This window comes from Bradyrhizobium sp. ARR65, assembly GCF_000472385.1.
In the GTDB taxonomy this organism is placed as follows: Bacteria; Pseudomonadota; Alphaproteobacteria; order Rhizobiales; family Xanthobacteraceae; genus Bradyrhizobium.
Map to the genome: position 1 here is coordinate 361910 of NZ_AWZU01000001.1, position 21986 is coordinate 383895.

The 21986-nt window shown below is 63.1% G+C and carries 17 protein-coding genes, 1 tRNA gene and 3 pseudogenes; 9 read left to right on the plus strand and 12 right to left on the minus strand.

Annotation, left to right across the window (positions count from 1 at the left end):
• Positions 1-5 precede the first annotated feature (5 nt).
• Entirely contained in the window at positions 6-164 is a 159-nt protein-coding gene (locus F758_RS49215; RefSeq protein WP_157449817.1) for a hypothetical protein, read from the plus strand.
• Between the two features lie 237 nt (positions 165-401).
• Complete coding sequence (locus F758_RS0101850) at positions 402-1571, plus strand: cytochrome P450 (RefSeq protein ID WP_024506248.1); 1170 nt, start codon at positions 402-404, stop codon at positions 1569-1571.
• 240 nt (positions 1572-1811) lie between these two features.
• Here the strand turns inward: F758_RS0101850 and F758_RS0101855 are convergent, their stop codons facing one another.
• The 10 genes from F758_RS0101855 to F758_RS0101910 all read right to left on the minus strand — a co-directional run bounded on the left by F758_RS0101855 (position 1812) and on the right by F758_RS0101910 (position 14277).
• Positions 1812-3320 carry an amidohydrolase family protein gene (locus F758_RS0101855; protein WP_024506249.1) on the minus strand — a complete coding sequence of 503 codons (1509 nt, stop codon included), beginning with the start codon at positions 3318-3320 and terminating at the stop codon, positions 1812-1814.
• Between the two features lie 339 nt (positions 3321-3659).
• Complete coding sequence (locus F758_RS0101860; protein WP_024506250.1) at positions 3660-4997, minus strand: ABC transporter substrate-binding protein; 1338 nt, start codon at positions 4995-4997, stop codon at positions 3660-3662.
• Positions 4998-6166: 1169 nt separating this feature from the next.
• Positions 6167-7546, minus strand: a complete 1380-nt coding sequence (gene flbD / locus F758_RS0101875; RefSeq protein ID WP_024506251.1) for a sigma-54-dependent transcriptional regulator FlbD — start codon at positions 7544-7546, stop codon at positions 6167-6169.
• Positions 7547-7657: 111 nt separating this feature from the next.
• Positions 7658-8008 (minus strand): flagellar motor switch protein FliN, encoded by a 351-nt coding sequence (gene fliN / locus F758_RS0101880; RefSeq protein ID WP_024506252.1) that lies wholly within the window; start codon positions 8006-8008, stop codon positions 7658-7660.
• 18 nt (positions 8009-8026) lie between these two features.
• Positions 8027-8638: a FliH/SctL family protein gene (locus F758_RS0101885; RefSeq protein WP_024506253.1), complete on the minus strand. Its 612-nt coding sequence runs from the start codon at positions 8636-8638 to the stop codon at positions 8027-8029.
• Complete coding sequence (gene fliG / locus F758_RS0101890) at positions 8638-9717, minus strand: flagellar motor switch protein FliG (RefSeq protein WP_024506254.1); 1080 nt, start codon at positions 9715-9717, stop codon at positions 8638-8640. The genes F758_RS0101885 and fliG overlap by 1 nt, the downstream gene beginning before the upstream one ends.
• Positions 9718-9723: 6 nt before the next feature.
• Positions 9724-11352: a flagellar basal-body MS-ring/collar protein FliF gene (gene fliF / locus F758_RS0101895; protein ID WP_024506255.1), complete on the minus strand. Its 1629-nt coding sequence runs from the start codon at positions 11350-11352 to the stop codon at positions 9724-9726.
• Positions 11353-11522: 170 nt separating this feature from the next.
• A complete protein-coding gene (sciP, locus tag F758_RS0101900) occupies positions 11523-11798 on the minus strand; it encodes a CtrA inhibitor SciP (protein ID WP_002714638.1) in 276 nt (91 codons plus the stop codon).
• 197 nt (positions 11799-11995) lie between these two features.
• A complete protein-coding gene (locus F758_RS0101905; protein ID WP_024506256.1) occupies positions 11996-12700 on the minus strand; it encodes a flagellar hook assembly protein FlgD in 705 nt (234 codons plus the stop codon).
• Between the two features lie 11 nt (positions 12701-12711).
• The gene (locus F758_RS0101910) at positions 12712-14277 is read right to left on the minus strand and encodes a flagellar hook-length control protein FliK (RefSeq protein WP_051386605.1); all 1566 of its coding nucleotides are present in this window, start codon (positions 14275-14277) and stop codon (positions 12712-12714) included.
• A 414-nt stretch (positions 14278-14691) separates the two neighbouring features.
• Between F758_RS0101910 and mnmA the strand changes: the two genes are divergently transcribed.
• The 4 genes and pseudogenes from mnmA (at position 14692) to F758_RS0101925 (ending at position 17133) form a co-directional block, all read left to right on the plus strand.
• Positions 14692-15876, plus strand: coding sequence for a tRNA 2-thiouridine(34) synthase MnmA (mnmA, locus tag F758_RS0101915; RefSeq protein WP_024506258.1), 1185 nt, complete (start codon positions 14692-14694; stop codon positions 15874-15876).
• 20 nt (positions 15877-15896) lie between these two features.
• Positions 15897-16535, plus strand: a complete 639-nt coding sequence (locus F758_RS0101920; protein ID WP_024506259.1) for a class I SAM-dependent methyltransferase — start codon at positions 15897-15899, stop codon at positions 16533-16535.
• Between the two features lie 45 nt (positions 16536-16580).
• A pseudogene (locus F758_RS51515) lies at positions 16581-16941 on the plus strand (hypothetical protein).
• A gap of 115 nt (positions 16942-17056) precedes the next feature.
• A tRNA-Met gene (locus F758_RS0101925) sits at positions 17057-17133 on the plus strand.
• A gap of 196 nt (positions 17134-17329) precedes the next feature.
• On the opposite strand, the pseudogene F758_RS46270 reads toward F758_RS0101925, so the two are convergent.
• Positions 17330-18109: pseudogene (locus F758_RS46270) on the minus strand (LysR family transcriptional regulator); the annotation flags it as partial.
• A 2-nt stretch (positions 18110-18111) separates the two neighbouring features.
• On the opposite strand from F758_RS46270, the pseudogene F758_RS51520 reads away from it, so the two are divergent.
• Positions 18112-18261 (plus strand): annotated as a pseudogene (locus F758_RS51520) (cupin domain-containing protein); the annotation flags it as partial.
• A gap of 240 nt (positions 18262-18501) precedes the next feature.
• The gene (locus F758_RS0101945) at positions 18502-19215 is read left to right on the plus strand and encodes a dihydrofolate reductase family protein (RefSeq protein ID WP_024506261.1); all 714 of its coding nucleotides are present in this window, start codon (positions 18502-18504) and stop codon (positions 19213-19215) included.
• Positions 19216-19331: 116 nt separating this feature from the next.
• Here the strand turns inward: F758_RS0101945 and F758_RS0101950 are convergent, their stop codons facing one another.
• A complete protein-coding gene (locus tag F758_RS0101950; protein ID WP_024506262.1) occupies positions 19332-20567 on the minus strand; it encodes a YeeE/YedE family protein in 1236 nt (411 codons plus the stop codon).
• 464 nt (positions 20568-21031) lie between these two features.
• Between F758_RS0101950 and F758_RS0101960 the strand changes: the two genes are divergently transcribed.
• The gene (locus tag F758_RS0101960) at positions 21032-21976 is read left to right on the plus strand and encodes a complex I NDUFA9 subunit family protein (RefSeq protein ID WP_024506264.1); all 945 of its coding nucleotides are present in this window, start codon (positions 21032-21034) and stop codon (positions 21974-21976) included.
• Positions 21977-21986 lie beyond the last annotated feature (10 nt).

Below are 21986 nucleotides of genomic sequence, written 5' to 3' on the forward strand. Positions count from 1 at the left end.
TGGAGATGATGAAGCGCATTGCGACTTGGGCATTTTACGTCGTCGGCACGCTCGCGATACTTTATCTCGCGCTCTACGCCTATGCCGTCTTGACCGGGCGTCAGCTCGAGCCAGGCGCTCCCATTCACATTTTCCGGAATCCCGACGCGCCAAGCTATTCGTGATCCGGCCGCGCGGCATATTCGCCCGGATCGTGGTCGGGGCGTGACTTCCCTCAGCGGCCACAAGGCTGCTATGCTTTGAGGACGAAAAGAGAAGCGTGGGAGAGCGCCATGAAGCCTCACGGGGCTTTGCAGGAGGCGATAGCCGCCGGCACTACACCTGCCGTGCTCGCGATCGGGCGGCCAGACGCGCGGCTCACGAAGACTTAAGGTGCCCGGCGCTATTCATGAGGGCCGACCGTGAGCACCGCTCCCCGCTTCGACATTGATGTTGCCGCATTCTGGGATGATCCTTATCCGGCACCGGCGCAGATGCGCAAGGAGGCGCCGATCGCCTTCGTGCCGCAACTTGGCAGCACGCTCCTGTGCAGCCGCGACGACATCTTCGTGTCCGAGAAGAAAATCGACGTGTTCAGCTCGGACCAGCCGGGCGGGTTGATGAACCGCCTGATGGGCCAGAACATGATGCGCAAGGACGGGGACGCGCATATGACTGAGCGAAACATCTTCTTCCCCGCGGTTTCGCCGAAGGCGGTCAGGGCAAATTGGATGACGCAGTTTCGGGCCCATGCCGATCGCATTGTCGATGCGCTCGATCCGGCAGGTCCGATCGACTTCGTTCGTGATTTCGCGCTTCCCTTCTCCGCCGAGTGCCTGAAGTCGATCACGGGCCTTACCAATATGCGGTTTCAGGACATGAACGCATGGTCGCAAGGCATGATCGACGGCATCGCCAACTACATTGGCGATCCCGCGGTGGAGGCGCGCTGCCATGCGGCGACATCAGGCATTGATGCCGCGATCGATGACATGCTGCCCATATTGCGCGAGGCGCCGGACCACAGCCTGCTCTCCGTGATGGTCGCCGCGGGCATGCCGATGGAGAGCGTGCGCGCCAACATCAAGCTCGCCATCAGCGGCGGCCAGAACGAACCGCGCGATGCCATCGCCGGCACGGTATGGGCGCTGCTGACCCATCCCGATCAGCTCGCGCTGATCCGCGACGGGCGCGTGTCGTGGCTGCAGGCGTTCGAGGAATATGCCCGCTGGATCTCGCCGATCGGCATGTCGCCGCGCCGCATCGCCAAGCCATGGACGATCCGCGATGCCGCCTTCCAGCCGGAGGAGCGTGTGTTTCTGATGTTCGGCTCGGCCAACCGCGACGAGAAGCACTTTGCGCACGCCGACCGGTTCGACCTGCGCCGCGATGCCAGCAAGAGCGTCGCCTTCGGCGCGGGCCCGCATTTCTGTGCCGGCGCCTGGGCCTCGCGTGCAATGATCGCCGACGTGGCGCTGCCCACGGTCTTCTCCCGGCTGAAGAATTTGCGCATCGTCAATAGTGACCCGATCAGGATCGGCGGCTGGGCCTTCCGCGGCCTGCTCAATCTGCCGGTGACGTGGGACAGGTGAGCGCGCGTCGAGCGCGCCGGCAAAGCTTGCGCGCTCCTCCGGCGCAGCACTTTGCTTCAGTGCTGACGATTCAACCAAATTCCATCGTTCCCAGCCTCCGCCGTCATTGCGAGCGCAAGCAAAGCAATCCAGACTTTCTCCGCGGAGAAAGTCCGAATTGCTTCGTCGCTTTCGCTCCTCGCAATGACGGCGGGGAAGAATCAAAAGCGCGATGGCGATTGAAGCTAATCCCACCGCGCCCTAGGCCGCACGGACGTAGCCGTAGCGCAGGTTCGAGGGCTCGTTGGCCGCGCGCGCGTACTCGTTCTTGAGCGTCGCGAGGCGGTCCTCGGAAAAGGCCGGCATCTTGGTGTTGTCGGCTGCCCTCAGCTTGATGTTGTAGAACCTGGTCGCGTTGCCGGCGAAGATCAGTTGCTTGGTGGCGCTGTTGGCATCGCCGAGCGGCGCAAATCCGTACTTCTTCTGCATATCATCAGGGATTTCGAGCCGGCGCAGCGCCTCGATCTGCCACTGCGGCGAGCCGTACCAAACGGAGTCGGTGCCCCACATGACGTGGTCGACGCCCATGCCCTTGATCAGCGTGCCCACGAGTGCGGCGCAGAACTTCGGATGCGCCACCGCCGAGTTGGCAAAGGACGTGCCGAGCTCGGCATAGACATTGGTGACGCCGAACTTTTGCGGGATCTCCGCAAGATCCGTGGCCCACTGGATGCGGCCGGTCTGCTCGAATTCCGCCCATGCCTGGTCTGGCAGCTCCAGGAACGGTCGCAGCGCCGAGTGATAGATCACGAAGTTCATCTGCGGCCAATCCTTGGCGGCCTTGCCAATGTCCCACGCTGTTGCATATTCCCACACTCCGGCGAACGACTTCTCGTAGTCGGGCGGCAGCAGTCCCTTGTGGATGCACAGCGTGTTGATGCCGGCCTTCACCGCTTTCTCGTAGAACGGATACATCACCTGCTCGTCGTCGAGCCGCCACGGAAATTTCGAAGGCGCCAGCGGGTCGCCGATCGTGTAGGACTTCCAGGAATCCGGCTTGTAGACTTCGATCGCCTTGTCGACCTCCTCCATCCAGCCGGGCTGCTTGGGAGTGATGACGGTGTGCGCCAGCAGGCGCCGTGAGCCGGCGAAGCCGTTGATCAGCTCGCGCGCCTTGACGATCTGCTCGTTGGACAGGAGCCACCAGCTCGGGTCGTCGAATGGCGCGCCGCTGAGGAGCGCCATGTTGGTATCACTGTCGTAGTAGATCTCTTTCACGTAGTTCTGGAACTTGTAGCGGGCGAGCGAGGAGACGCCCTCCTGCTTCATGACCGGATTCCAGTGCTCGCTCGCGAACTTGGCCAGTCCCAACAGCTCCTTGTGCTCGAAGTCGTCGCGCACGAAATGGGTCTGCACGTCGAAGATGAACTGGTTGGCGAGGCTTTGCGCCCGGGCCAGCATGAGCTCGGGCTCGCGCGCCTCGGCCGGCGCGACCTGGAAGACATTACCGTAGATGTCGTTCATGGCGAGGAACGCCGCCGCCATGCCGCAGCTCGTGTGCAGGAACTGCCGACGGCTCAAGCCGAGCCGCCTGGCATTCACGTCGGCGAGTTCGTTGATCCGCGCTTCGACCTTCTTCTGCGTGGCGCTCTGCGGCGGCGGCAGATACTCTCCGTTGGAGACGATCTGGGTCGGAATCGGCGTTGCCGCCGATGCCGTCTCGGCCCCCGCGACGAGGCGCTGTTCTCGTTCACTCAGCCAGGTGCTCATCGTTTTCCTCCCTTGACAAGTGCTGATCGTTGCGCGCGTGCGCCCTGTGCGATCTATCGAAGACCCGCCAGCGCATCCTCCCATCAAGTTGCAGGGCCCGGACGAGCGCCCAAGCCCGTCATTGCCAGGAGCGACAGCGGCGACCCGCCGCCGCTCGCTATGCGAGCTATGGCGAGGCCTTGAGTCCCGCCGACGCGCCTTTGCGCGTAGGCCGAAGCAATCCAGACTGCATCTCTCGGAGAGAATCTGGATTGCTTCGCTTGCGCTCGCAATGACGCGCAGGCTGGGCGCGCGTGCCTCGATTCGCTCGGTTCGGCGACTGCTCTAACCGTCCCGTCCTCAGCTCCGCATGAATCCTTCACACTCGCCTTCCGCCCAGGCGAGCGTGCTCTCCATGGGCTCGCCTTTCGCATGGCGCAACACCATCTTGGTCAATGTCGCCTGCGTGTAGATTTGCTGCGCGATCTTCGGCGGGGCCGGCGCGGCGGCAATCGACAGCTTCTGATGGTTATAAGGGTTCGGGTAATGGAAGAGCGTGCCCTTCGGTGGCTCCGCTTCCGCCCAGACCTTCAACGTCGTGAGCTTATTGTAGGCCGGCAGGTCATAGCCGCCGCTGGCGATCACCAGCTTCTCGATCGATGACGGCTGCGACAGATGCCTGAGCAGGCTCTTGGCGGCGTCTTTGTTCTTCGAGAATGCCCAGATGGTCCAGAAGAAAGGCACATAGGGCGCGAAGCGGCCGGCGGGACCGGCCGGGAAGCCGTGGGTCCAGCATTGCGCGGCGACTTGCGGTGCATCGCGCTTGGCGACGGCCCAGGCGCTCGGCGGGTTCATGATCAGCGCGCCCTTGCCGGAAATCAGCCACTTGTTGTTGGAAGCGTCGTCCCACGCCGCGACATCCGCGGGAAGGAAGGGGATCAGCTTCTTGTAGAAATCGAGTGCCTGCCGAACGGCGTCGGTCTTCACCGTGAGGTCGCCCCTTGCATCGACGAGTTCGGCGCCAAACGATTGGAAGACGGCGCCGGCGGTATCGACGCTGTCGGCAGTCTGGCCGAGACCAATGCCGAATGGGAAACCGCCCTTGTAACAGCCTTCCGCTGCCTTCAGGAACGTTTCCAGGGTCCAATCGGCAGCCTTGGGCGGGCTGCCCGCCGGATACATCGCCTGCACGTCGATATTGGCGTATGTCTTCATCAGATCGATACGCGAGCAGGGCCCCTTGATCTGGCTGCCGAAACAAGCGGGAACGCCGAGCCAGGCACCGCTGGCTTGGCCGAGATACTGGACCGTGTTGTTCACCTGGCCGTTCTGAGCGATGACCGTCTCCATGATCTCGTTGAGCGGCTCGAGCAGTTCGGCGTTGGAATGCGGATTCCATGCCGGCATAGTCAGAATATCGTGGCCGGTTCTCGCTTGCGCTTCGGCAGAGATGGTCAGGAGGAGTTTATTGCCCTGGCTCGTGATGTAGTCGATCTGAGCCTCGACTTTTTCATTTTCGGCCCATTCCTTCACGAGTTCGGTCAGAGCCTTGTTGGCGCCGGGGACCCAGTGATCCCAGAAGCCTATCGACAATCTGCCGCCTGCGTGGGCGCTGCGCACATAAGGCGCGGCGATGAGCGCTGCGGATGTCGCGGCGGTAGCAGCTACGAATTGTCGTCGAGACAGCTTTCGTGACATTTGCTCCCTCCTGCTGATCTATTTGTCGGCTTGTTCTTGGTTCTTGGCCTCCATCAGCACTGCGCTGAAAAGAGCGCGTGGCCATCGAGATCGAGTTCATGCAATCGGAAAAGAATTGATTGCGCGAAAAACGGCACCATACGCTGCAGGACACCTGCGGTAGCGGTGTTTGAACTCAACGCTCAAAATTGTGATAGCGCAAGCGATGTAATGTGGCAGCCATACTGTCGCAACTCACGTCTCCACGTGCCTCGGTGCAATAGGCTTGCCCGTTCGCTCTCCGACCCATGGCGGACAACCCGTAATCGCGCCGGAGGAGCGCACTCAAACACTCGCAACGTGAGTCGCCCGACGGGCAAAATCAGGCGCCCTTTCTCTCTGGTCGCCCGTTGTTCAGGCATTCGGACGTTCAAAATGCGCTGCGCGAAAAATCGAATTTGCTGAGGCCATTCAAGCCGATTTGGGTCGTCCAGATGCGCATGCTAAAATATTCTGCTTCCGTTTTTCCGAAATTGGTGGCTCCTTAGCGCCGTCCCGCCTCGATATGAGGGGCGGATCGCGATCGTCACGGAACGCGAGGCGGGATGCGGTGGACGCGTTGGTGCCGCCAGACGAACGGCATCGATGCGGACGGCGAAGTCGTGTGGTCCTGGCGCCCCGAGGCTGGCGCTAAGTTGGCGACGATGCTTATCCATCGCGCTGACGACGGTGACAACAAAGTCTGGTTCACCGGGGAGAGCCCGAAGTAAGCCGTAAACCACTGCGCAGGGAAGGCCGGGTTGTCTCGGCTGAACCTGTCGGTCAACGCGCGCTTCTCGCGCACTTTTCCGCGCGGTGACCATGGGTGCAGCCAGCACCCGGCCTTCCCTGCGCCCTCTGATTTTCGAAGAGGGTGGTCGAAACCAAAGCTCGGGCGCATCGCGTCGCGGGAGTGTGGAGTCATGGCCGCAGCGTCACTCGTGGCCCATCCTTCGAGACGCGGCCTCACGGCCGCTCCTCAGGATGAGGTCGTGATGCGCGGCACACCTAACGCCCATGAGACCCTCATGGCGAGGAGGCGCGTGAGCGCCGTCTCGAACCATGAGGCCCGGATGCCCGAGATAGGCTCCCAAAACGCCGATGCCCGGCACGAGGCCGGGCATCGGAGCGTGGAGCGAGCCTGTCAGTGGTCACATCGCGTTCGGCATGCGTGCATACTCGCCGGCGCCGGGCGGCGGGATCGGGAGGCCGCCGTCGGCATATTCGTTGAGTTTGTTGCGCAGGGTACGGATCGAGATGCCGAGAATATTGGCCGCGTGGGTGCGGTTGCCGAGGCAATGCTTCAGCGTTTCCAGGATCAGATCGCGCTCGACATCGGCGACCGTGCGTCCGACCAGGGCGCGGGTGACCTGCTCGGCGGCGAGCGTTGCGTGCGCAACCGCCGGCGCGGTCTTAGCGATGTCGAGCCGGTCGCCGTCCGGTGTCAGAATGGCGTCGGGCCCGATCTCGTCGCCCTGCGCCATCAGCACCGCGCGATGCATGGTGTTTTCCAGCTCGCGGACGTTGCCCGGCCAGCGGTTGGTGGTCAGGACCCGCCGCGCCTCCGCCGAAAGCGCGCGCACGGCTACGCCGTTGGCCTGCGCGTATTTCTTGGCGAAATGCTGCGCGAGCTCGAGGATATCGGCCGGCCGCTCCCGCAAGGGCGGGATCTTCAGGTTGACGACATTGAGGCGGAACAGCAGGTCCTCGCGGAAGGTGCCCTCGCGCACCGCGTCCGCAAGATTGCGGTTGGAGGTCGCGATGATGCGGATGTCGACCGGCACCGGCCGCGTGCCGCCGACGCGATCGATCACGCGCTCCTGGATGGCGCGCAACAGCTTCGATTGCAGGCGCACGTCCATCTCGGAAATCTCGTCGAGCAGCAGCGTGCCGCCGTTTGCCTCCTCGAATTTGCCGATGCGCCGCGCCACCGCGCCGGTGAAGGCGCCTTTCTCATGGCCGAACAACTCCGATTCCAGGAGGTGTTCGGGAATAGCCGCGCAGTTGATGGAGATGAACGGCTTCTTGGCGCGGGAGGAGCGGGAGTGGACATAGCGCGCCAGCACCTCCTTGCCGGTGCCGGACTCGCCGGTGATCATCACCGAGGCTTCGGAGCCCGCGATCTGCTGCGCAAGCTTGATCACCTTGGCCATCGCCTCGTCGCGATAGACCAGATCGCGGGAATCGTTGGCGACAGCCGCCAGGATCGCCGCGATCAGTTCGGAATCGGGCGGCAGCGGGATGTATTCCTTGGCGCCGGCATGGATCGCCGCAACCGCGGCGCGGGCGTCGTTGGTGATGCCGCAGGCGACGATCGGGACATGGATATGCTCGGCCTCGAGCCGCATGACCAGGTCGCGGATGTCGAGACCGACATCCACCAGGAGGAGGTCGGCGCCCTTGCCGCCGCGCAGCACCCGCATCGCCTGCTCGTTGTCTTCGGCATGGGTGACGGTCGCGCCGTTCTCCATGGCGATCTTGGTGGCCGCGGTGAGCTGGCCTTTCAACGTGCCAACAATAAGAAGCCGCATGTCGATCTCCTTGTGCGTCTGTCTGCGCCGTCCACGGCGCGAGCGTTATCGAAGAAACTGTGTCATCGCAGTCGAGCGCGTCTTTCCCGGAACCCGACTTTCCGGCCCGGGTCAGCCGCGCTCGGCCTTGATGATCTCCGTCATGGTTACCCCGAGCTTGTCTTCCACCAGCACCACTTCGCCGCGTGCGACGAGGCGATTGTTGACATAAATGTCGATCGCCTCGCCGACCCGGCGGTCGAGCTCGAGCACGGTACCCGGTCCGAGCTTGAGGAGCTCGCCGACCTCCATCTTCGAGCGGCCGAGCACCGCGGAGACCTGCACCGGCACGTCGAAGACGGCTTCGAGATCGGCGGCAATGCGCGCCGCCTGCTCGTCTTCGTTATAGGCCACGTCCCCGGTGGGCGGCGCCTCCGCCGCATTCAGATCAGGCAACGGGACCTGTGTATCGGTGTCACTCATAATCTAATCCCCGCCTCCCTATTTCCTGGACGCTATGTAGCGTCCGACAAGTTCACTGATCTTCGCGTCGATCGCCGCGCGCTCCAGCACCACGCCCCCGTCGGCCCATTCGATCCGGCAATCGCCGCTCGCGATCTCGGGTTCGGCGAGAATGACGAGGCGCCCCTGGAAGCCGCTCTGCTTGGCCATCTTCTCGATGCGCTCATGCGCCGATTCGTAAAGCCCGTCATTGATGCGCACCACGAGATGCGGGGTCGACACCAGATGGGCAAAGCAATCCCGCACCAGGCCTTCGATCTCCCCGAGCGGCTCGGCGGCGATCAGTTCGCCGCAGAGCTTGCGCGCGACCGCGACCGCGACATCGACCGCCTCGGTCTCCATCCGCGCCTCGACGCCGGCAAAGCCCGCGGCGATTCCCTGCAGCGCGATCTTGATTTCCTCCAGCGCGAGGGCGGAACGGCGGTCGCTCTCGGCCTTGGCCTCGCGCTGGCCTGCATCGAAGCCGTCGCGATAGGCGCGCGCTTCGGCGGCGGCGACCTTTTGGGCCACCTCGGCGGCGGTGGCGGCGCGCTCGCGCCGGTCGGGCGCGGAGAAATCGGTATCGAACAGGAATTTTGCGGGCGCAGCCATCAATACACCAGTTCGTCGTCGGCTCGGTTCTTGGTCAGCATGATCTCGCCCTTGGCCGCGAGATCCTTGGCGAGATTGACGAGCAGTGCCTGCGCCTCGTCGACGTCGCGCAGGCGGACCGGTCCCATCGCGGCCATGTCGTCGAGCAGCATCTTGCCGGCGCGCGAGGACATGTTGCTCAGGAAGAAGCCGCGGACCTCTTCGTTCGCGCTCTTCAGCGCGACACCGAGCTTCTCCTTGTCGACATGGCGCATCAACGTCTGCGCCGAGCCGGAGTCGAGCTTGACGAGGTCGTCGAAGGTGAACATCAGCGCCTTGATGCGCTCGGCTGACTCGCGGTTTTCTTCCTCGAGCGCGGTGATGAAGCGGGTTTCGGTCTGGCGATCGAAATTGTTGAAGATCTCGGCCATCACCTCATGCGCGTCGCGGCGGCGGGTCTGCGAGAGGTTGGACATGAACTCGACCCGCAGCGTCTGCTCGACGCGCTCGATCACTTCCTTCTGCACCGCTTCCATCTTCAGCATGCGTCCGACCACGTCGAGCGCCATGTCCTCGGGTAGAATGGCGAGCACGCGGGCGGCATGTTCCGGCTTCAGCTTGGACAGCACGACAGCGATGGTCTGCGGATATTCGTTCTTCAGATAGTTGGCGAGGACTTCTTCTTGAACGTTGGAGAGCTTTTCCCACATGTTGCGGCCCGCGGGACCGCGGATCTCGTCCATGATGCCGGACACCCGGTCAGGCGGCAGGTATTGCTGCAGCAGGCGTTCGGTGGCATCGAAATTGCCCATCAGCGCCCCGGATGCCGACATGCGCGAGACGAACTCGAGCAGCATATCCTCCACGGTTTCGGCTTCCACGGTGCCGAGCGTCGACATCACGATCGACAGTTCGCGCACCTCGTCATCGTCGAGCATCTGCCAGATCTTGCCGCCATATTGCTCGCCCAGTGCCAGCATCAGCATGGCCGCCCGCCTCGGGCCGGGGATCTTCGCCCGCTGCCTGCCGGCCTGGCGCTGCGCCAGGCTCGCGATGACGCTCGTGATGTCGTTGTTGTTTGCAGTCTGTGGAACAGCCATGACGGATTATTCAGCGGGTTCGTTCAGCCATTGACGGATAATGGCGACGGTTTCGTTGGGATTGCGGTCGGCCAGCTCACCGACGCGATGCACGGATTGGGCGTGGAGCTGACCCTGGACCTGGGCGACGTCGATGAGTTGGGCGGTGTTGTTGTTGCCGGGAAGCAGCGCTTGTCCTGCGGGGGCCTGCGGAGCTTGGGCCGGGGCGGGTTCGGCCAGCGCCGGGGCCGGCGGAGCGAGCGCTGCGACCTCTTCGGAGGCGATGATGCGCTTGACCAGCGGCCGCACCACCATGAACAGCACCACAAGGCCAAGCAGCATCATGACGCCGAGCTCGATGACGTACATGACGTCATCCTTGGTGAATTGCAGCATACCGAGCAGACCGGTGGGGCCTTCGATCGGAGCCACCGCGGGTCCCTCTGCGAACTTCAGGTTGACGACCTCGACCTGATCGCCGCGCTTCTGGTCGAAACCGATCGCCGAGCGCACCAGCGCCGCGATGCGGTCGAGCTCTTCCTTGCTGCGCTCCTTGTAGACCAGCTCGCCCTTTTCGTTCTTGCCGTAGCTCCCGTCGACCAGCACCGCGACCGAGATGCGGTTGACGCGTCCGGCCTCGGTCACCTCGGTCTTGGTGGTGCGGGAAATCTCGTAATTGTTGGTTTCCTCGGTCTTCTTGCTCTGGTCGCGCGCGGTCTGCTGATTGTTGTTCTGCTGCGCGCCCGGAAGTTCATTGCCGACCGTGACCTGGCCGTTGTTGTCGGCGGTCAGGGAGGATTCTTCCCGCGTCTGGCTGGAGCGCAGCACTCGCCCTTCAGGATCGAACTTGTCGGAGGTTTGGGTAATCTTGTTGTAGTCGAAATCCGCCGAGAGCTGGACGCGGGCGCGACCCGCTCCGACCACCGAGGACACGATGTCCTCGACCTGCTTGCGCATGCGCTTCTCGAAGGCGGCGCGCCGCTCGTCACCGACCTGCTGATCAATATCTGTTGCCGCGCCGTCGGCCAGCAGCTGGCCCGATTCGTCGACGATCGAGACCCGCTGCGGCTTCAGCCCGCTGACCGAGGAGGCGACCAGATGACGGATGGCGCGAATCTGCTGCGGCTCGAGGCTCCCGCGCACCCGCACCACGATGGAGGCGGTGGGTTCGGGCGTCTCGCGCGAGAACAGCGGCCGTTCCGGCAGCACGAGGTGGACGCGCGCGGCCTGGATGCGATCGATGGAGGAGATGGTGCGGGCGAGTTCGCCCTCGAGCGCGCGCAGGTGGTTGATGTTCTGCACGAAGCTGGTGGTGCCGAGCGCGTCCGACTTGTCGAAGATCTCGTAGCCGACGCCGCCGCCCTTGGGCAGGCCGCCTTCGGCGAGCTTCATGCGCAGCCGCGTGACCTTGTCCTTCGGCACCAGAATGACGCTGCCCTCGTTGCGCAGCTCATAGGCGATGCCCTGGCGCTCCAGGTCCTTGATGATGCTGGAGGAGTCCTCCAGGCTGAGATCGCTGAAGAGGGTGGTCATCTGCGGCGTGGTGACCCGCATGATGACAAACGCGAAGAAGCCGATCAGCGCGGCAGTAACCGCTACCATCGCCATCAAACGCGCGGCACCCAGACCTTTAAGGAAGTCTACAAGCCCCTGCACAGCTACCCCAGATTCGCCACCTGTCGAAACTGGGCAATTATTGCCTAGGGTATGGTTTCGATATGGTTAACGAAGGTTAAGGGGAGTATCGAACTTGTTCGGTCATGAAAAAAATTGGCCTCGCAAAGCGAGGCCGATTTTTATCAAACTGGGTCTGGTCCGTTTTCAGCTCATTGGCGATATTGCTGGATCCGGGTGGTGCGCAACCCCGCAAGACCGTGCTGGTCGATCGAGAACTGCCAGGAGAGAAATTCGTCGACCGTCAGCGTGTAGCGGCTGCAGGCCTCTTCAAGGGAGAGCAGGCCGCCACGGACGGCGGCAACGACCTCGGCTTTACGGCGAATGACCCACCGTTTCGTCCCGGGCGCGGGCAGATCCGCAATCGTAAGCGGGCTGCCGTCAGGCCCGATGACGTATTTCACCCTCGGGCGATGGGGTTCTGTCATGGCGTACTCACAAACTCTTAACCACTGAAACTCACCGCAACAAAGCTACGCTCAGCGGCTTAAAATTTGGCTAAGCCCAAGGGTTCAATAAGATTCTCCTTTGACAGGCCTGGAACCCGCTCTTTGCGCGTCGCGGCGGGAGGACGTGTAAACCAATTGGTAACTTTCTCCTCTCGTTGCGCGGGCGGGCGGCGGCGTTAGTTGAGGATGCTCTTGATTTGGCTGACGGTGTAGTTCTGGCCGTTGATCGACAGCAAGGGCGGTGTCTGCGTGAGATCGACTGAGGTCACCACGCCCTGGATCAGCGTACTGACGCCGACCGAATTGCCCGAGATGTCGGTGGCGGTCGCGGTCAGCGTGTACTGGCCATCGGGCATTTGCGAACCGTCGTTGGCCTTGCCGTTCCAGCTAAAGGGCTGGTTGTTGCCGGCGGTCGCCGTATAGGCCCCGCTGAACACGGTCTGCCCGGCCTTGTTGGCGATCGAGATCTGCAGGTTGCAATTGCTGGGAATGTTCAGGGCCCAGGTCGCCTGTGAGTTCGACAGCGCCGTGGTGCTGCCGTTCACGGTCGCGGTCTTGCCCACAAAGGTCAGCGCCTGGGTCGATTGCGCCGTCTGCTGCAGCGTGACCAGACTGCTCAGCGAATCATTGGTCTTGAGCTGCTGTTCGACGCCGGCGAACTGGACGAGCTGCTGCGTGAACTGGTTGGTGTCCAGCGGATCGAGCGGGTTCTGGTTCTGGAGCTGGGTGGTCAGCAGTGTCAGAAAGGTCTGGAAGTTTCCGGCAATGGTCTGGTTAGCACTCGAGCCCAGCGTCGAGCTCGAGGAGGATGAAGAGGCCGGAGGCTGGGTCGTTCCTGAAACGACCTTGCTCCCGCTAACTGCCGCGCCTGCTGTTGCCATCTTGCGTCTCCTCAGACTCTGATATCCACACCGCCGCTCAGCCCGAGCATGCGGCCGTAGGATTGGCCCGCAACCGCTGCGGGCAGTGTGTTCTCATCGTTGACGACCAACCGCTGCGCATTGCCGGGCATCTGCTGGTTGCCGTTGTTCTGGCCGGACGAGGATTGATCGCGCAGGCTGAACTGCAGCCCGCCGTTGCCGGTCTTCAAGCCGGCGTCGTTCAACGCCTGCTGCAATTGCCGCGAGTCCTGTTGCAGCATCGAGAGCGTCTCCGGTTTCTCGACAATCAGATGCGAGGTTACCTGGCCGCCGCGATTGACGTCGATGCGCACGTCGATGCGGCCGAGATCCGCCGGATCGAGCCGCACTTCGAAACGGGTTTTGCCGCTTTGAACGGATGCAGCGATCTCGACCGCCAGCCCGCTCACCGGCACCGGTGCGCCGGTCGCCGCAGTCACGGTCGGCGTGCTGGTCGCGGCCAGCAGTGAGGCGCTGGGCACTTGCGTCGGCAGCGTCGCCGCCTGGATGCTCGGATCGGGCGTGGCGGGTTGAGGCTGAGCGGTGGTGATCGCCTGTCGATCGTGAGCTGTCGGCGAGGCCGCGGCCGAGGGTCCGCCGTCGGTCTTGTCGCCCTTCAACGCATCGGTGAGCGCGGGAGGCGCATCCTGCTTGGCTGCGACCGCGGCTTGCGATGCGGCATTGCCGTTGGCCGCCGTTGACGGGGAGGTGCCTGCATCTGTTGGATTTAAGCCCGTCGTTGCCGGGGCCTTCGCCGCTCCGCTGGCCGGAGTTTTGAGTGAGGTCGCGTTAACGGAGCCTGGCGCCGATCCGGCGGCGGCCGCGGCAGCCGCCAACGCGTCCGGCGTTGCGGCTTCATCCGACGTTGCATCCTGACCGGCGGTGGTCAGCGCGGCAACTTGGGACTGCCCCTTTGCTGCGGATACCACGCCAGCCGTGGCAGCGGTGCCGGTGGCGGTTGCCGGATCAGCTTTGGCTTGGCCGCCGTTCGCGGCGGCGGGGCCACCTGCGGGAGAGGTGCTGGCGGCAATGGCTGCGGCAGCGATCGCAAGCGGAGCGCCCGATTCGCCCGTTGGCGCGGGCGCGGCGGAGCCGTCGGCCGGTGTCGGACTGGTGACGGCGGTGGCGACCGGGGTCGGGGCGTTGGCCGGAATTCCGTTTGAGATTGCCGTCGCGGTGGAATCGCTGCTTGCGGTACTGTCGGTCGACGACTTGTCACTCGACTTGCCGTTCGACTTGGACTTGTCGGTTTTACCGTCTCCCGATTTCGCCTCCCCAGCCGCGTTGGCCTTGCCTGCGCCGTTCGCATTCGCGGAGCTGGCGCCGCGGTCCGGCGCGGAACTGTTATCGGTGTTGGTGGATGCTGCGGGGGACGGTGCTCGACTGCTACTCGCCGGATCAGACGATGCCGCGTCGTTTGTCTGCGTCCGCGCGCTGCTGGAGGAGGGCATATTGGCTGGATCCGGGCCCGCGGACGGCGCGCTGAAATAGTTGGCCGGCGCATTGGCCTCGATCAGCGCCGCAAAGCTGTCGCCCGGCAGCGAAGGCTCTTGTCGCATGGATTTTGGGGGCGCGCTTGCATAGGACGCGCTGGCGGCAACATCTGACGTAACGCTTACCACGACCAGCCTCTTGTCATGAAACTCCGTCTTAGGAGTTAGCAAGGAGCGGGCCAGCCAAGGGGGCACAAAATCCGCTGTCTCTTCAAATGTTTAGCGGATCGCCTTGCAGGCGGGATCCCCGTCTTTTCTGCCTGTCGGCAAGAATTGCCGCGGTCAGCCCCTGGCTGTGATTGCCTCACGGGAATACGGCCTATATTAAAGACTGGCCTTGCCAGTCGTTTCCGTTTCAAACCCTTTGTTCGGAACCGCCCGGGAGGCTCCCCGACCGTAAAACGGGCTTTGTTCGCACTATGGCTTTTTTGATCGTGGTCGGCCGCCGGCTTTATCGCGATCGTTAATGTGACCGCACCGATGCTCAACAGTCTCGATCTCGAAGGTCGTCCGCAGGACACGAGGGTCGTTGTCGCCATGTCCGGCGGCGTGGACTCCTCGACGACGGCTGCGTTGTTGAAGGCGGAGGGCTATGACGTTGTCGGCATCACGCTGCAGCTTTACGACCATGGCGCGGCCACGCACCGCAAGGGCGCCTGCTGCGCCGGCCAAGACATCCACGACGCCCGCGACGTGGCCGAGCGGATCGGCATTCCGCATTACGTGCTCGATTATGAAGACCGCTTCCGCGAATCGGTGATCGACAATTTCGCTGCAAGCTACGCTTCGGGCGAAACACCGGTCCCCTGCATCGAGTGCAATCGTGCAATCAAGTTTCGCGACCTGCTCAAGACGGCGCGCGAGCTTGGCGCGGCGGCGCTGGCGACCGGCCATTATGTCGCCTCGCGGCGGCTTGCCGACGGATCGCGCGCGCTGGTCTGTGCCGCCGATGCCGATCGCGACCAGAGCTATTTCTTGTTCGCCACGACACGGGAGCAGTTGGAATATTTGCGCTTCCCGCTCGGCGACATGACAAAGCAGCAGACGCGTGAGCTGGCGCGGCGCTTTGGCCTTTCGGTTGCCGACAAGCACGACAGCCAGGACATCTGCTTTGTTCCGACCGGGCGCTATACCGATATCATCAGCCGCCTGCGGCCGAATGCGATGGAGCCCGGCGACATCGTCGACGTCGACGGCCGTGTGCTCGGCCGTCACCAGGGCATTGCGCATTTCACCGTCGGCCAGCGCAAGGGGCTGGGGATCGCGGCCGGAAGCCCGCTTTATGTCGTGCGGCTCGATGCCGCGAGCCGGCGCGTCGTGGTTGGTCCGCGCGAGGCGTTGCGGATGGACCGCATCCAGCTTCGCGACGTGAATTGGATCGGCGACGGTGATCTCGATGCCGCCGTTGCGGGCGGGCTTGAGATTTACGTCCGGGTGCGATCGACGCGTGCGCCGCAGCCGGCCTGGCTGCGGGGCTCAAGCGGGCATTATGAGGTCGAGCTGGTCGTGGGCGAAGAGGGCGTGTCGCCGGGGCAGGCCTGCGTGTTCTATGATGCAGCGGCGGGACAGGCGCGCGTGCTCGGCGGCGGTTTCATTCAGAGCGCGGCGGCCAAGCGCGTGGCCACAGGTGCTGCGCGGCCGTTGGTCGAAGCGATACGCGGGTAAGCGTTCGGGGCGCAGGGGGGATGGCTTCCGACATCGACCGCGCAGGGGTCGAAAAGGCCTACGAGCGCTGGGCACCGGTTTACGATCTGGTGTTCGGCAAGGTCTTCGATCAGGGCCGCCAATCCACCATTGCGGTGGCAGATCGCATCGGCGGACGCATCCTTGATGTCGGCGTTGGGACGGGCCTTTCGCTGTCGGATTATTCGCGTACGACCCGGATCTGCGGCGTCGATATTTCGGAACCGATGCTGCGCAAGGCGCAAAACCGCGTGCGCGCGCTCGGTCTTGGCAATGTCGAATTGCTCGCGGTGATGGACGCCAAGAACTTGGCGTTCAAGGATGGTTCCTTCGACGCGGTGGTGGCGCAATACGTCATCACTGCGGTACCCGATCCCGAAGCAACGCTCGATGACTTCGTTCGCGTGTTAAAGCCCGGCGGCGAACTGATTTTGGTCAATCACATTGGCGCGGAGAGCGGGCCGCGCCGTGCGTTCGAGCTTGCATTTGCGCCGCTCGCGCGCCGGCTCGGCTGGCGACCGGAGTTTCCCTGGCAGCGCCTGGTCAACTGGGCACAAAAACACGGCGGGGTCGCTCTGACCGAGCGTCGCGCGATGCCTCCGCTCGGGCATTTTTCCCTGATCCGTTACCGCAAAACGTAATGATTGGGAACCGGAACCTCCGCCTGTGGGGTGTGTTTTCGCTGCATGCAGTTGAAACCGACCCTGATTCTTTCGACAATGCTGGCGGCTCTTGCTGCGGCACACGCGCAAGCGCCGCCTGCACCTTCAACCCCGATGGCGGAGACCGCCCCTCCAACCGCAGGGGACTGAGTGCGCGCCGACCGCCAAAACCACTCCGGATCACGGCCCGAACGCGACGGAGGGGAAAACAGTTGGCCAGGCGAATGAGGCGCTTGGCGACAAGCTTGCCAAATCCAACGGGGTATTGTGCCCGCCGGCGGGCGTCGATCCCCAAATGCGGGCGCCGCCGCCCGAAGCTGGCACAACACCCGTGATCCCGCCGCCCGGCAGCCCCGGCGGCAATCCCAATGTGCAGCCAAAATAAGACGGCGTTGCAATAGCTTAAAGAACCGGCGCGGCTTGCTTGACAGGCGCGAGACGTGCTCCTTATATGCGGCGCGTTCGCGCCCGCGGCTCTTCGTCTCGCGCGCGTGTGCCGTGGCGGGGTAGCTCAGCTGGTTAGAGCACGGGAATCATAATCCTGGGGTCGGGGGTTCGAGTCCCTCCCCCGCTACCACCGCTCCCGATTTTTCTATGCCGACTACGATCCCTACGATTTTGTGTCCCGGATGGTAGCGGTCGGTGCGAATTGCATTGGTCGATGAGAACAGCGAAAAGCTGCCGTTCGGGCCGATCCATCTTTCGGTCCGCCTGTCGCTGCTGCTGTAATGGCCACGACGCGGCGGCCACATCGCAAGCTTGCCCGAGTCACGTCCCTTGTAGCGAAGAGCATCGACCAGGAGCGAGAAAGCGGGCGAGGGCTGCCGCCGGCTCGGGTAGTACAGGTGGTACCCAGAGAACGGCGGACACCAGTCCGCCAGCACCCGTATAAGGCGGCCTTGCGAGAGGTAAGGCTGAACGTGGGCTTCCATCAGATAGGCTAGACCGAAACCCTTCAGCGCGGCGTCGAGCAGCGCGCCGGCCCCGTTGAAAACCAGTTGCCCATCGACACGGACGTGGAGATCGCGCCCGTTCTTCTCGAACTCCCACGCGTACAAACTGCCGCCGTGCGTAGGAAGGCGCAGGTTGATGCAGTTGTGTTCTGTCAGGTCCCGTGGGTTGCGAGGCCTCTTGCGGCCCTCGAAATAAGACGCTGCGCCGACGACAGCCATGCGAAGGTTGGGCCCCACTCTCACGGCAATCATGTCCTTCGCGACCAATTCGCCGGGACGGATCCCCGCATCGTACTGGGCGGCGACGATGTTCGTGAGGCCGTAGTCGATCAGCACTTCGACCTTGATGTCGGGGTAGCTCGGAAGAATCTTCGCAAGGCCCGGCATGAGGATGGCTTGAGCCGCGTATTCCGTCGCCGTGATCCGGATCGTGCCGGCGGGCTTCTCCCGCAGTTCGCTCAGGGCCGCCAGCTCGGCGTCCATCTCCTCGATCTTCGGACCGATCTTCAGGAACAGCCGTTCTCCGGCCTGAGTTGGGGTGACGCTACGCGTCGTGCGATTCAGAAGCCTCACGCCGATGCGCTCTTCGAGGTTGCGGACGAGGCGACGTCGTGTGGTTTCCGCCGGGAATGAAGCATTGGCACGGCGCTTCGCCGACTACAGCTATGACCCACATCGCAATCCAAGAATCGCTAGGGGGCAAGAACGTGGACTGGATGGAGAAGGTCAGCGACGAGCAATACCGGAAGTAATCAAGGTTGCTCGGCGCGATGGCCAGGCACGCTGGCCCGAGCCCTTGCTCGGATGCGGTCGCTTTCGTTGTCGGCCATGCCATGGTGATCGATGGCGAGCGCTGCCTAAGCGACGGCTAAGAAGCTCGCTTCAACGAACAGAGGCTAAAGGAGCCTCGGCCCCTGGTTGAGAAGGTCGGCACGAAGCGATATCGAGTGTAACGGCCCGGCGCATAGATTCCGAGTTTCGAAGGAGTTCGCATGAAACCGCATGTCATTTGCCTTATGGCTTGCAGCGTGGACGGTCGAACGCTCCCAAGCCGCTGGCGTCCCAAGGGCGCGGCCGGAGATGTATTCGAGCGCGCGCACGAAGAGCTCGCCGGCGACGCCTGGCTCATCGGCCGCGTCACCGGCCAGGAGTTTGCGAAGGGCAAGCCTTATCCCGCTTCGGCGAAGGAAACCTTTCCGCGAGGGCCCTGGTTCGCACGGCGCGACGCCAGGGCCTACGGTGTCGTGCTCGACGCGCACGGCAAGATCGCTTGGGGCCGTTCTGATATCGGCGGCGATCCGATTGTGGTCGTCCTTTCCGAGTCGGTGCCGGACGCGCACCTGGCGGCTCTGCGCGGCGAGGGCGTGTCCTATGTCTTTGCCGGAAAATCCCAACTCGACCTTTCGCTCACGCTGGACATTCTCAATCGCGAACTCGGCGTGAAGCGCCTGCTCCTCGAAGGCGGAGGCGGAACGAACGGAGCCTTTCTGCGTGCGGGACTGGTCGACGAACTCAATCTGCTCCTCTGTCCCGCCGTGGACGGCGCGAAGGGCGCACCAAGCCTATTCGATTCCACAGAGGGGGAGGCGGATCAACGAGCTCCAGTTTCCGCCATGATGTTGGAGAGCAACCAAGCTCTGGAGGGTGGTGTAGTGCTCCTCAGATACCGGATCGAAAACGCGCCATCCCAAGCGGCCGGTCAATAGGCTCCAGTAGCCGTCTCGCGCTCGTTCATCGCGCGATAGTCCGTCGGCGCTGAGGCGCTTATCGGCGTCTCGCTGTTCGGCGGAGTCAAAGGTCGTTTCGGCGAAGCGGCCGCTATCTATCCACTTCGCTCAACCGACAACCCGAACAGCGGACGCAATCGCGTCCCGAGAATGCTGCCGGCGAACGCTGCCGCTAACCACAGCCAGCCGTGCAGGCTTCCCGAGGCGATGCCGCTGAAGTAGGCGCCGATGTTGCAGCCGTAGGCGAGGCGCGCGCCGTAGCCAAGCAGGAGGCCACCGACAACAGCGCACAGGAGTGAGCGCGCCGGGATGCGCCAGCTCGGCGCAAACTTTCCGGCGATGCCAGCCGCCGTGAGCGCGCCCAGGATGATCCCGAAGTCCATCACTGACGTCACATCGCGGAATATGCTCTGATGCAGTGCCGCCGATCGGGCTGGGTTCTGCCAATAACCCCAGGATGCGACATCGGCTCCCGTCAGCGCGAATAACTTCGAGCCCCATAGCGCGAACGCCGAGGTCACTCCCCACGGCCTTCCAGCAAGATAGAGCGTCGCGAAGTTGCCCAGTGCGAGAGCGACGGCACCTGCGGCGAGTGGCCACGGCCCACGCAGTGCGCGCCGCCAGCCGCGATGGCTTGGTGCAGCACTAGTCAGCAGTGTGCCGTGTCGGCGTTTCTCGATCACCCAGGTGGCGATCGCGATCGCGCCAAAGACCGCCAGACTGATCGCGAGCGCTGGTCCCCAGCCAAGCGTCTCAATAAGCGAAATGGAGCCGATGTTCGGCTGCGCCGACCACCAGGGCAGATGCAACGCGCCAATAGCGGAACCTATGATGAAAAAGCCAAGCGTGACGAACATCCGCATGTTGCCGCCACCGGCGGTGTAAAGAGTTCCCGATGCGCAGCCTCCACCGAGTTGCATGCCGATACCGAACAGGAAAGCACCGACGAGAACCGACGCTCCAACAGCGCCATACTCGCCGTGGACAGCTTGTCCGAACAGTGATCCATGCGCGAGCGTTGGAAAGAACAGCACGACCGCGATCGCGAGCATGAGCATCTGTGCGCGCAGCCCTGCGCCGCGCCCATCGGCGATGAAGACCCGCCATGCCGAGGTAAAGCCGAATAGTGCGTGATAAAGGACAAGTCCAAGAAACCCGCCCAACACGAACAGTGCCCCCAGCCGCCAAGAGTAGGCATCTGCAAGAGCAACAGCGCCTGATGCCAGAGCACCCAGCCCGACCATCACTACGGCCTTGTTAATTGAATTCGGCTCTGAAATGCGTGGGTGATCGGGCGCGAGCAGTCTTGCGTCGACGGAGAGGTCGGTCATCAAAGTCCCAAGAATTTAAGGGTGGCGACCACGATCTAGAGACAGTCCTGTCGACCGCAACTGGACGCGATCAGAAAAGAACTTCATTCCCTTTAGATTGCTGCCGGTGAAACGTGCATCCTTTGATCGGGAGCAAGAATAGAATGGCAAGGAATGGCGCGCATCCGTTGTCAGGCTCCAGCACCCCTCTCAATTTCCGAAACGAGTCCGATCCGGTCCCGTGGGGCCAGTCTTGCTGTAGCCTGGTGTTGATCCAGAAGCCGGATGCTCCCTCAGCTAACCAGCAAGCTCCCGGCAGACGAAGGAAGCGGCGGTGTGCCCTAACGCCGGGTTCTGGAACGTGGTACCTGGGGAACACCTCACCCTTCGCGGAAGTTGATGCGGCGATCAGCGGTCGACGCCTCCAGGTCTCGGTTCGTTCTTTGGGCCTGAGAAGCTCCGACGTGTAGCGGTCAATTTGAATCATGCTAGCAGCGACCAATCGCACGATTGCCGTGTTCGGGGGAACTGGCTTCCTTGGACGTCGCGTCGTTCGGCACCTGCGCTCCAGCGAATTTCGCGTTCGGATTGTGTCCAGGCATGCAGATCAAGCGCAGCGCTCGTTTGGCTCTGATGATTCTCACCTCCAATTTGCTCAAGCCGACATCCAGCACGAGCGGTCAGTCGCCGATGCGCTTGCCGGCGCTTACGGGACGGTGAATGCGGTCAGCCTTTACGTCGAGCAGGGGCGAGTGGCTTTCCATTCCATTCATGTCGATTCCGCGCGACGGGTAGCCGCTCAGGCTCGGCTGGCCGGGGTCCAGCGGCTCGTTCATGTTTCGGGAATTGGCGCCAATAGCCGCTCGTCATCGCGGTACATCCGAATGCGAGGCGAAGGGGAATTAGCGGTTCGGGCCGCATTCGAGGACGCTATTCTAGTCCGTCCGGCGGTCATGTTCGGAGAGGATGACGCGTTCGTCGCGACCATCCTCGAACTCCTTGGTAAGCTTCCGATCTATCCAATGTTCGGCCGGGGCCTGACCAGGTTGCAGCCAGTCGATGCGGAAGATGTCGCGGAAGCGATTACTCAGCTCTTTCTGCGAGCCGAAACGCGTTCGAGACTATTCGAGCTTGGTGGCCCTCGCGTCTACTCTTACCAGGAATTACTCAGGACTGTTGCGCGCGAGGCCGGCCTCTCGCCTGTCCTTGTTCCGATTCCGTTTGCTGCTTGGCACGCTCTGGCTTGGCTTTCGGAGATGCTTCCGCGCCCACTCCTCGCCCGTAATCAGGTTGAGCTCATGCAGATCGACACCGTTGCGTCGCCCGAGATCGCTGGATTTGCCGAGCTTGGGATGACGCCACATTCGATCGAGGAAACGGTCCAAAAGCTTTTGTTGAGACGAGACGCACGCCTCGGGCGAATTGTTTAGGGAGAGCTTC